This window comes from Pseudomonas sp. F220, assembly GCF_057813935.1.
Window position 1 is genome coordinate 357187 of record NZ_JBVASJ010000001.1, and the last position, 11454, is coordinate 368640.

The following is an 11454-nucleotide window of genomic DNA, read 5'->3' on the forward strand; positions in this document are numbered from 1 at the left end:
TCCAATCAGATCACTACAACGCGATCCGCCCCACTTGTTTTCGCATTTACAGCGTCGTCCTGCTCTACCGGCAGAATCAAACGATCGGGTACAACGCCATGCCACTTCTTGGCCGCCAGGTAATACATCGCAGCCGGCACCACCAGGCCGATGATCCAGGAGATATCGGTATCACCGAGACTCGCGACCAATGGACCGGTGTAGAAGTGGGTGGAAATGAACGGCATTTGAATCAACACGCCGAACACGTAAATGCTGATGCCCATGATGTTCCAGCGCCCGTAACGACCGTTCGGGTTGGACAGCGCCGGGATGTCATAACGCTCTTTGGTAATGCAGTAGAAGTCCACCAGATTGATCGCGCTCCACGGCGTGAAGAACGCCAGCAGAAACAGGATGAACGCGGAGAAATCCTTGAGGAACGAGTCCTTGCCGAGCAACGCCAGGGATGCGGCAATCGAGACCATGATGAAGATGTACAGCAGGCGAACGGCACTGGAAATATGCCGGCTGCCACGGAAGCCGCTGATGATGGTGGCGATCGACATGAAGCTGCCGTAGGCATTCAGGGTGGTCACGGTCACCTTGCCAAAGGCCACTGCGAAGTACAGTAGCGCTGCGACAATACCGGTACCGCCGAGACTGACGATGAACGACACCTCGTGGTGGGCGAATTGCGAACCGGCCAGAGCCGCCGCAAACACACCGAAGACCATGGACGCTTGCGCACCGATCACCGAACCCAGACCCACCGCCCAGAACGTCTTCGACGCCGAGGTAGCGCGCGGCAGATAACGCGAGTAGTCCGCCACGTACGGGCCGAACGCAATCTGCCAGGACGCCGACAGCGAAATCGCCAACAGGAAGCTGCTCAAGGAGAAATGCTTGTTACCCAACAGCGCACCAACATCGTTGCCGGCGAGTAGTTTGTAGAACAGGAAGATGAAGGCCACGACCCCGAGTACGCTCGCCACCCGGCCGATGCCGTGGATGACGCGGTAGCCGAAGACGGTGAAAACCATGATCAACGCAGCGAAGATCACGATCCCGATCCAGTCATCAACCTGCAATAACTGGGCGACAGCTTGCCCTGCCAACAGCGAGCCGCTGGCAGAAAAACCGATGTACATCAGGCACACCAGCACCAGTGGGATCACCGCGCCATACACGCCAAACTGCACGCGGCTGGAGATCATCTGCGGCAAACCCAGTTGCGGGCCTTGCGCCGCATGCAGCGCCATCACGCCGCCGCCGAGCAATTGCCCGATCAGCAGACCAATCAACGACCAAAACACATCCCCACCGAGCACCACCGCCAAGGCACCGGTAACAATCGCGGTGATTTGCAGGTTGGCACCCAGCCACAGGGTGAATTGACTGAACAGACGACCGTGTCTTTCCGCTTCCGGGATGTAGTCGATCGAACGCTTTTCGATCAACGGTTTACTGCTTGCACGATCGTTATTAACAGCCATTATTCAACCTCTGTGGATTGTTCCAGTAATTCATTCAGCCCTTGTAGGAGCCGAGCTTGCTCGCGATGAACGATGACGCGGTGCATCAGGTACACCGCTATCGCGAGCAAGCTCGGCTCCTACAGGTTTTGCATTGGGCCGCCCATCAAAGGCGGCCCGTTTCTCAGCCTGTGATCATCGGCAGGTTCAGGCCCTGCTCGTTGGCGCAGTCGATCGCAATCTGGTAACCGGCATCGGCGTGACGCATGACGCCAGTCGCCGGGTCGTTGTGCAGTACGCGAGCGATACGCTCAGCGGCTTCGTCAGTACCGTCGCAGACAATCACCATGCCCGAGTGCTGGGAGAAGCCCATGCCGACGCCGCCGCCGTGGTGCAGGGACACCCAGGTCGCGCCGCTCGCGGTGTTGAGCAGGGCGTTGAGCAGTGGCCAGTCGGACACGGCGTCGGAACCGTCCTGCATGGATTCGGTTTCGCGGTTCGGGCTGGCCACGGAGCCGGAGTCCAGGTGGTCACGACCGATCACGATCGGTGCCGACAGCTCGCCGCTGCGCACCATTTCGTTGAACGCCAGACCCAGCTTGGCGCGCAGGCCCAGGCCAACCCAGCAGATACGGGCCGGCAGACCCTGGAAGGCAATACGCTCGCGCGCCATGTCCAGCCAGTTGTGCAGGTGCGCGTCGTCCGGGATCAGTTCTTTGACTTTGGCGTCGGTCTTGTAGATGTCTTGCGGATCGCCCGACAGCGCCGCCCAACGGAACGGGCCGATGCCACGGCAGAACAGCGGACGGATATACGCCGGTACGAAGCCTGGGAAATCGAACGCGTTTTCTACGCCTTCTTCTTGGGCCATCTGACGGATGTTGTTGCCGTAGTCGAAGGTCGGAATGCCCATTTTCTGGAAGTCGAGCATCGCTTTAACGTGCACGGCCATGGATTGCTTGGCGGCTTTCACCACGGCGGCTGGTTCGGTCTTGGCGCGAGCGCGGTATTCGTCCCAGGTCCAGCCGGCGGGCAGGTAACCGTTGAGCGGGTCGTGGGCGCTGGTCTGGTCGGTGACCATGTCCGGGCGCACGCCGCGCTTGACCAGTTCTGGAAGGATTTCCGCGGCGTTGCCGAGCAGGGCGATGGAGATCGCTTTGCCTTCCTTGGTGTATTTGGCGATGCGGGCCAGAGCGTCGTCGAGGTCGGTGGCTTGCTCATCGACATAGCGGCTGTTCAAACGGAAATCGATGCTGACCTGCTGGCATTCGATGTTCAGCGAGCACGCACCGGCCAGGGTCGCGGCCAATGGCTGAGCGCCGCCCATGCCGCCTAAACCTGCGGTCAGGACCCAGCGCCCGGTGAGGTTGTCGTTGTAGTGCTGGCGACCGGCTTCGACGAAGGTTTCGTAGGTGCCCTGGACGATGCCCTGGCTGCCGATGTAGATCCAGCTGCCGGCGGTCATCTGGCCGTACATGGCCAGGCCCTTGGCGTCCAGTTCGTTGAAGTGCTCCCAGCTCGCCCAGTGGGGCACCAGGTTGGAGTTGGCGATCAGTACGCGCGGGGCGTTGGTGTGGGTCTTGAACACGCCGACCGGCTTGCCGGATTGCACCAACAGGGTCTCGTCGTCATTCAGGTGGGTCAGGCTTTCGACGATCTTGTCGTAGCATTCCCAGTTACGGGCCGCGCGACCGATGCCACCGTAAACCACCAGTTCTTTAGGGTTCTCGGCAACTTCCGGGTCGAGGTTGTTCATCAGCATCCGCAGCGGCGCTTCGGTCAGCCAGCTTTTGGCGGTCAGCGTGTTACCGCGGGCGGCACGAATTTCAACGTCACGGTGCTTAGTAAAAGTGGCGGGGGTAGGTTTCTGGGTATTCTCAGTCACGAAAAAACTCCTCAGCGATCAATCCAAACCAGCCCAGATAGTGGGCGAGCGAGCCTGCGCGCAGGGTCTGCGCTACAAGCGGAATAGTTGAAGGTGCGAAGAGGTTTCAGTGACTCTTACGCACACATCTTTACTTGTACATACAAGCATATGCAATCAAGCGGCCAACTCACTGACTGAGCGTTCAAGAAAGTTTTTAAAAGTGCGGGAAGCCGCGTGGATCAAGGGCTTTGGGGAGGGATAAAATTTTTCGTGCGTTTTTTTTGGAAGGGAAACAATTGTTACCAAAGCGTGGTTTTGCGCCACGCTGGGGCGTTTGGTAACAACCTGAGAGATATTGGTGCGCAGGAGGGAACGGTGCGAAGAGAAGCTTTTGTGGCGACGGAGCTTGCTCCCTCGCCACAGTGAATCAGTGTGCAGCCAGCTCGATAACGCAGCACTGACCGGTGACGGCAATCTCCAACAAACCATTGTTACCGTCGAGCTGCAGGCAATCATGCCGCCCCAGCACTTCGGGTGCACTGTTACCCAGCTCAACCTGTACCTGCTCCGCCACACTAAAAATCAGAACCGTACCCGCCGAACTGAAAAACCGCTGCTCACCCTCAAGCCATTGCAGCCGTGCGCTATAGCGGTCCGGTGCATAGATCAGGTTGAAGTCGCGAATCGGCCCGCCGAGCAACGCGCAGGAAACCTGGCTGGCACCGCTGAACCCAAACGGGTCCAGCGGTAACAGCGGCCGCGTATCCTGCCCGTCGACCCGCAACGTCATGCCCGCGCCTTGCAGCACGGTGATGATCCGCTGATAACCGGCGAAGATGGAAAACCCGCCCGACTCACCGATATCGGCAATCGACAGGCGCCAGCCGAAGCCGTCCAGACCCAAGCCTGCATCACGGGTAATTTCTTCGGTGCTACCGCCGCCGTTTTTCCACGGCATGCGCGGATAGTTGGCCGCGCGCAAAACGTTCAACTGACTCATTTACTGAAGCGTCCTTCCAGACGATGACGGGAACCGGGGTGAATCAAGCGCGCGGCGGTCACTGGCTGACGGCCGGACCAGGTCCGGCGGCGAATCAGCAGGCACGGCTCGCCGCTTTCGATCTGCAACAACCTGCATTCTTCCGGCTCGGCCAGAATAGCTTCGACTACGTGCTCGCCTTCGGTCAGCGGTGCGACCTGGGACAAATAGGCGTAAGGCGTCTGCAAGGTGAAGTCTTGTTTGAGGTAGTCCGGTGCCACCGCCGCATTGACGAAGCGGTCTTCAATTTGCACGGGAATATCGTTTTCGAAATGCACAATCAGCGAATGGAAGACCTTCTGCCCTTCGCGCATATCCAGCGCGACCGCGCGTTCGGAACCGGCCGACTCCTCGCCAAGGGTAATCACCTTGCAGGTGTGACGATGGCCACGGGAGGCGATCTCATCGGCGATGTTATGCACTTCGAACAGCGCTGACTGGCTCTTGGGCTCGGCGACAAACGTACCGACACCCTGCATACGCACCAGCAGACCGTCGGCAGTCATCTCGCGCAAGGCGCGATTGATGGTCATGCGACTGAAGCCCAGCTGGCTGACCAACTCGCTTTCCGACGGAACGCGATAGTGCGGCGGCCAGTTTCCGCTCTGGATTTGCTGGGTGATCATCTGTTTGACGCGGGCGTACAAGGGCGCCGGACTGTCGCCCATATGGGCAGCCAGCGGGGAGACGGCAGGCGGAGTCGGCACTGGAAATCCTTGTGAGAGAGTAAAGGTTGCTAGCTTGCCGGAGTTTACCGAGCAGGCAAACGTCTGTATATGTATATACAAATAACACACGATGGGGTGCTGAACCATGTCCGCCTTCTTTGCCGAACGCGCGCTGCTGCCTAGTGGATGGGCCAACAATGTACGTCTTGAGGTCAGCGCCGATGGCGTGCTGACCCACATTCAGGCCGATGCCAGCGCCGCTGGCGCCGAACGGTTAAGCGGTCCGCTGCTGCCGGGGATGCCGAATCTGCACTCCCACGCATTCCAGCGGGCGATGGCCGGGCTAGCGGAAGTCGCTGGCAATCCGAATGACAGTTTCTGGACCTGGCGCGACCTGATGTATCGCCTCGTCGGAAAAATCAGCCCGGAACAACTCGGGATAATCGCCCGTCAGCTCTATATTGAAATGCTCAAGGCCGGCTACACCTCGGTCGCCGAATTCCATTACGTGCATCACGATACCAATGGCCAACCCTATGCCAACCCGGCCGAGCTGTCGTTGCAAATCAGCCAGGCCGCCAGCGCTGCCGGAATCGGTCTGACCCTGCTGCCAGTGCTTTACAGCCACTCCGGTTTCGGTGGTCAGGCGCCCAATGAAGGCCAGCGACGCTTTATCAATAGCACCGAAAACTATCTGAATTTACAAGCGCGTTTGCAGCCAATGCTTGCACAACAACCGGCGCAACAATTGGGCCTGTGCTTCCACTCGCTGCGCGCGGTGACGCCACAGCAGATCAGCGAAGTATTGGCGGCTAGCGATAAACAGTGCCCGGTGCATATCCACATCGCCGAACAGCAAAAAGAAGTCGACGACTGCCTGAGCTGGAGCGGTCGCCGTCCGTTGCAATGGCTCTACGAAAATACCGAGGTGGATCAGCGCTGGTGCCTGGTCCATGCGACCCACGCCAATCCTGAAGAAGTCACGTTGATGGCCAAGAGCAAGGCCATCGCCGGCCTGTGCCTGACGACTGAAGCCAACCTCGGCGACGGGATTTTCCCAGCGGTGGATTTCCTCGCTCAGGGCGGACGGATGGGCATTGGCTCCGACAGCCATGTGTCGCTAAGCGTGGTGGAAGAGCTGCGCTGGCTGGAATATGGCCAGCGTCTACGCGATCAACGGCGCAACCGCTTGTATCGCGGCGATCAACCGATGGTCGGGCGCACGCTCTACGACGCCGCGCTGGACGGTGGTGCGCAAGCATTGGGGCAGCCGATCGGCGCTCTGGAAGTGGGCAAGCGTGCCGACTGGCTGGTGCTCGACGGCAACGATCCGTACCTGGCAACGGCCAATGGCGATGCGATTCTCAATCGTTGGCTATTCGCCGGTGGCGATCGCCAAGTGCGGGACGTGCTGGTCAACGGCCAATGGGTGATCCGCGACGGCCACCATGCCGCGCAAGAGGACAGCAACCGGGCGTTTACCCAAGTGTTGCGCGAGTTGCTGGGCTAAAAGCAAAAGATCATCCGAGCGCGGCCCGAACCTTCGGCAGCGCCTACAGGATGATTGATCGTTCCCACGCTCAGCGTGGGAACGATCAACTGCTAGTTCGACGTCTTCGCCATCTTCGTATCCGACACTCGCCAGATCAGGCGGGTCGTGTCGTAACCCTGCTGACGCGCCCTGCTTAGCAAGTCTTCACGCTTCACCGCATCGATCTCAGGCGAACGTGACAACAGCCAGAGGCTGCGTCGATTCGGGCTGCCGACGATGGCAGTCTTGTAGTCGTCGCTGACATACAACACCCAATATTCCCCCTTGCCAGTGCCCGGTAACAGGGTGGTAAACCAATTATTGAATTCCACCCACAGCTTGTCGGTTCTGCCAGGAATCTGCGGCGTTGCAGTGCCCTTGACCTCTTCCCATTGCCAGTCCGGGGTCAGGCAACGATTCAATATCGCGATATCGCCATCGGCCTTCAGGGTGTAATGGGCTTCGGATTGCGCGCAGTTGCGCTGGAAATACATCGGCAGACGGGCCAACTCGTACCATGTCCCTTGGTAACGCTTGAGATTGACGCTGTTGGCGGTCTTGGGCGCCAACGGGTCTTCGCCAGAGGTGGCGCAGCCGGCCAATATCAGGCCGGCCAAAAGAGCTATTACGAACCGCATCATTATTTTTCTCCCGTGGACACGTGGCCCCGGTTTTTACTTCAGGCCTTGCCCGGAAAACATCAATACTTTGTCACCGGCATACTGCACGCTGATAAAGCTGTTCTTGTTGCCCCAGGTGCAGCTGGACATACCCAGGGCGCCGGAACAATCGGAAGGAGTACCCAAAAGTCTTTCGACTTCGGCCTTGGGCATACCGGTCGAAATTTTCGAATAGTTTTCCTGATTGACCTTGCTGCACGCAGCTAACAGCACGCAGAACGACAACAGAGCGAGAGATCGCAGCGACATGGTGAAACTCCTGGGCGGAAGGGGGAAGGCATGGCTGCCAACCAGAAGCTTAGAAGAGAAAAATGCCATCTGGTTCCCCAACCCGCCGGCTATTTCTTGAGTCGCAGAATCCACTATTTCCTCCTGAAATCAGCCACTTTTTACGCTTAAGGGCCTTTCGTCGACTTTATCCAAAGCCGCCTAATCTTTGGCGCTGGCAAGTCGACATAAAAGCAGTGCAAAGCCCCTCACTGTGGCAAATTGACGCCCCCTCGTTGACCAGCCCCTCGCGGTAGTTCATTTAATGACCAGAAACATGAAATTCAGCCACAAAATTCTGCTTGCCGCCGCTCTTGTGGTCGCCGTTGCATTCGCCTGCTTCATCCTGTTCAACGATTATCGACAGCGCCAGACCTTGCGCAGCAGCACCGAATCCTCAATGCAGGAACTCGGCAGCCTGACCACCAGCAACATCCAGACCTGGCTGGAAAGCCGCATGCAATTGCTGCAATCGCTGGCCCAACAGATCGCCGTCGACGGCAGCGCGCCCGACACTCTCAAACGCAGCGTCGGCCTGCCGGCCTACACCAGTAATTTTCAGCTCAGTTACTTCGGTGGCCAGGACGGCGTGATGTTCTCGGTCCCGGCCGGTAACCGCGCGGCCGATTACGATCCACGCTCCCGTGGCTGGTACAAGGCAGCCAACAGCGCTCAACAGACCATCGTCACCGAACCCTACATCGCTGCGTCGTCAGGCAAGTTAGTGATTACCGTCGCTACCCCGGTGCAACATCAGAACCAATTCATCGGCGTAGCCGGCGCGGACATCGACCTGTCCAGCGTCAGCGCGATCATCAACTCGCTGAACTTCGGCGGCCATGGCCATGCCTTTATCGTCAGCGCGGACGGCAAGATCCTGATCCACCCGGACAGCAAACTGGTGCTCAAAAGCCTGACCGATGCTTATCCCAACGGTGCGCCGAAGCTCAGCCCAGGCATGAAGGAAGTTGAAGTGGATGGCAAATCCCAGTTCATCTCCTTCACCCATGTCAACGGTGTGCCGTCGGCGGACTGGTATGTGGCGCTGGTGCTCGACCAGGACACCGCGTTCTCGATGCTCAGCGAATTCCGCACCTCGGCAATCATCGCCATGGTGATCGCCGTGGTCATCATCATCGCCCTGCTGGGCATGCTGATCCGCGTGTTGATGCAGCCACTGCTGACCATGGGCCGCGCGATGCACGATATTGCCGAAGGTGAAGGCGACCTGACCAAGCGCCTGACCATTCACGGCCACGACGAATTCGGCGCGCTGGGGATGTCCTTCAACCGTTTCGTCGAACGGATTCATACCTCGATTCGTGAAGTAGCGTCGGCCACCGGCCAAGTCAACGAAGTGGCCTTGCGGGTAGTCAGCGCCTCCAACTCGTCGATGTTCAACTCCGACCAGCAAGCGTCGCGCACCAGCAGCGTTGCCGCGGCAATCAATCAGCTCGGCGCCGCCGCCCAGGAAATCGCCCAGAACGCCGCCCTCGCCTCGCAGCACTCCAGCGACGCCCGCAGCCTGGCTGAAGACGGTCAGCTGGTGGTGAATAAAACCATCGCTGCCATGCAGCAGCTGTCGGCCAAGATCAGCGATTCGTGCGGCAACATCGAGACGCTGAACAGTAACACCGTCAACATCGGGCAAATCCTCGAAGTCATCACCAGCATCTCGCAACAGACCAACCTGCTGGCGCTCAACGCCGCCATCGAAGCCGCCCGCGCCGGTGAAGCCGGTCGCGGTTTTGCGGTGGTCGCCGACGAGGTGCGCAACCTGGCTCATCGCACTCAGGATTCAGCGCAGCAAGTGCAAAAGATGATCGAGGAACTGCAAGTTGGCGCCCGCGAAGCCGTCGTCACCATGACCGACAGCCAGCGTCAGAGCGAAAGTAGCGTCGGCATCGCCAACCAGGCCGGCGAACGCCTGGGCAGCGTGACCCAGCGCATCGGCGAGATCGACGGCATGAACCAGTCGGTGGCCACCGCTACCGAGGAACAGACCGCAGTGGTGGAATCGATCAACGTCGACATCACCGAAATCAACACCCTCAACCAGGAAGGCGTGGAAAACCTGCAGTCGACCTTGCGCGCGTGTGCCGATCTTGAGCAGCAAGCGGCGCGGTTGAAGCAGTTGGTGGGCAGTTTCAGGATCTGACGCGCCTATGAAGGCCCCATCGCGAGCAGGCTCGCTCCCACATGGATCTTTGTCGCTCTGGAGATCCATTGTGGGAGCGAGCCTGCTCGCGATGGCGACATCAGCAACAACGAATAGCTAAAACCACGACCCCGGCCCACTCAAAAACGCCAACTCTTCTGGCGTACTCTCACGCCCAAGAATCTTGTTGCGATGGGGAAACCGCCCAAACCTTGCAATGATTTTCTGATGCCGTTCAGCGTAATCGAGGTTATCGGCAAACACCGCCCGATCCGCCTCGGGCTGCTGTGCCAACAGGTCGGTAAAACGCGAGACGGCTTCGCTCTGCACCGCCAGATTTTCGCAATGCTCGAACACCAGGTAGATGAATACCCGCTGTATGGGCAGCAGTTGCCGATCGAAATCCGCGGCAATGCCTTGCGCCACCAGAGCCTGAGCCCTCAAGTCGCCTGCGAAAGATTTGGGGGTTTCGCGAAAGATCATTCGCGGTAACTGGTCGAGCAACAGCACCAGGGCCAGCCAACCTTCGGGACGTTGCGTCCACTCGGTCAATCCGCCGGCCAGTGCCTGTTCCACCAGATCCCCGAAACGCGTGCGCGCCTCGAGGTCCTGGCTGTCACGCTTACCGAACCACAACTTGCCCTTGTCAGCCGCTACGTCATCAGGTGCTTCGGCTGAACCGAACCACCAATCAAGCAACGGCTGCCAAGGGGCCGATATGGGTTTATTCCTTGTGGTAACCAGTGATGCGCTCAACTTCTTCTTTCGAGCCAAGGAACACCGCTACGCGCTGGTGCAGGCCTTCAGGCTGAATGTCGAGGATGCGCTGGTGGCCATCGGTAGACGCGCCGCCGGCCTGTTCCACCAGGAATGACATCGGGTTGGCTTCGTACATCAGGCGCAGTTTGCCCGGCTTGGACGGCTCGCGGCTGTCACGTGGGTACATGAACAGACCACCACGGGTCAGGATGCGGTGCACATCGGCAACCATCGCGGCAACCCAGCGCATGTTGTAGTTCTTTTTCAGCGGGCCTTCATCGCCAGCCAGCAATTCGCCGACGTAGCGTTGTACCGGCGCTTCCCAGTGACGCTGGTTGGACGCGTTGATCGCGAATTCCTGGGTGGACTCCGGGATCGTGATGTCTTCATGAGTCAGCACGAAACTGCCCATTTCACGGTCCAGGGTGAAGCCTTTCACGCCGTCGCCCAAGGTCAGGATCAGCATGGTCTGCGGGCCGTAGATGGCATAACCGGCGGCTACTTGCTGAGTGCCTGGCTGCAGAAAGGCCTTTTCGTTCAAGGGCTCATTCTGGCTCAGGTATTCGTTCGGGCAACGCAGCACCGAGAAGATCGTACCGACCGGTGCGTTGATGTCGATGTTCGACGAACCGTCCAGCGGGTCGAAAACCAGCAGGTACGCGCCTTTCGGGTATTTGCCCGGGATCTGGTAGGCATTGTCCATTTCTTCGGACGCCATGCCGGCCAGGTGACCGCCCCATTCGTTGGCTTCGAGCAGGATCTCGTTGGAGATCACGTCGAGCTTCTTCTGCACTTCACCTTGCACGTTTTCGGTGCCCATGCTGCCCAGAACACCACCCAGGGCGCCTTTGGAGACGGCGTGGTTGATTTCCTTGCAAGCACGCGCCACCACTTCGATCAGGAAGCGCAGATCGGCAGGAGTGTTGTTGCTGCGGGTCTGCTCAATCAAATAGCGACTTAGGGTAACGCGGGACATGGATGGCTCCGGAGGATGGGGGGCTAAAAACCCGCGCAGTTTAACGCGAGTCGAG

General features: G+C 59.1%; 10 protein-coding genes. 2 read left to right on the forward strand and 8 right to left on the reverse strand.

Annotated features, from left to right (window positions below; genetic code table 11):
• Window positions 1-5: 5 nt before the first annotated feature.
• The 4 genes from ACZYSM_RS01540 to hutC form a co-directional block, all read right to left on the reverse strand.
• Window positions 6-1475 (reverse strand): purine-cytosine permease family protein, encoded by a 1470-nt coding sequence (locus ACZYSM_RS01540; RefSeq protein WP_489068163.1) that lies wholly within the window; start codon window positions 1473-1475, stop codon window positions 6-8.
• Between the two features lie 163 nt (window positions 1476-1638).
• On the reverse strand, window positions 1639-3339 hold the full coding sequence (hutU, locus tag ACZYSM_RS01545) for a urocanate hydratase (protein ID WP_489068165.1): 1701 nt from the start codon (window positions 3337-3339) through the stop codon (window positions 1639-1641).
• 409 nt (window positions 3340-3748) lie between these two features.
• Window positions 3749-4321, reverse strand: coding sequence for a HutD/Ves family protein (locus tag ACZYSM_RS01550; protein ID WP_489068167.1), 573 nt, complete (start codon window positions 4319-4321; stop codon window positions 3749-3751).
• Window positions 4318-5028: a histidine utilization transcriptional repressor HutC gene (hutC, locus tag ACZYSM_RS01555; protein WP_489068285.1), complete on the reverse strand. Its 711-nt coding sequence runs from the start codon at window positions 5026-5028 to the stop codon at window positions 4318-4320. The genes ACZYSM_RS01550 and hutC overlap by 4 nt, the downstream gene beginning before the upstream one ends.
• A 145-nt stretch (window positions 5029-5173) precedes the next feature.
• On the opposite strand from hutC, the gene ACZYSM_RS01560 reads away from it, so the two are divergent.
• Entirely contained in the window at window positions 5174-6538 is a 1365-nt protein-coding gene (locus ACZYSM_RS01560; protein ID WP_489068169.1) for a formimidoylglutamate deiminase, read from the forward strand.
• Between the two features lie 92 nt (window positions 6539-6630).
• Here ACZYSM_RS01560 and ACZYSM_RS01565 read toward each other — a convergent pair whose 3' ends face one another.
• Together ACZYSM_RS01565 and bamE are read right to left on the reverse strand one after the other, a co-directional pair.
• Window positions 6631-7200, reverse strand: a complete 570-nt coding sequence (locus ACZYSM_RS01565; RefSeq protein WP_489068171.1) for a lipocalin family protein — start codon at window positions 7198-7200, stop codon at window positions 6631-6633.
• Between the two features lie 33 nt (window positions 7201-7233).
• Entirely contained in the window at window positions 7234-7488 is a 255-nt protein-coding gene (gene bamE / locus ACZYSM_RS01570; protein ID WP_489068173.1) for an outer membrane protein assembly factor BamE domain-containing protein, read from the reverse strand.
• A gap of 283 nt (window positions 7489-7771) precedes the next feature.
• Here bamE and ACZYSM_RS01575 point away from each other — a divergent pair, with 283 nt between their 5' ends.
• Window positions 7772-9664 (forward strand): methyl-accepting chemotaxis protein, encoded by a 1893-nt coding sequence (locus ACZYSM_RS01575; protein WP_489068175.1) that lies wholly within the window; start codon window positions 7772-7774, stop codon window positions 9662-9664.
• Between the two features lie 117 nt (window positions 9665-9781).
• On the opposite strand, the gene ACZYSM_RS01580 is transcribed toward ACZYSM_RS01575, so the two are convergent.
• Both ACZYSM_RS01580 and ACZYSM_RS01585 read right to left on the reverse strand, forming a co-directional pair.
• Window positions 9782-10384, reverse strand: coding sequence for a DUF924 family protein (locus ACZYSM_RS01580; protein ID WP_489068287.1), 603 nt, complete (start codon window positions 10382-10384; stop codon window positions 9782-9784).
• Window positions 10385-10388: 4 nt separating this feature from the next.
• Window positions 10389-11399: a class 1 fructose-bisphosphatase gene (locus ACZYSM_RS01585; RefSeq protein ID WP_489068177.1), complete on the reverse strand. Its 1011-nt coding sequence runs from the start codon at window positions 11397-11399 to the stop codon at window positions 10389-10391.
• Window positions 11400-11454: the final 55 nt, after the last annotated feature.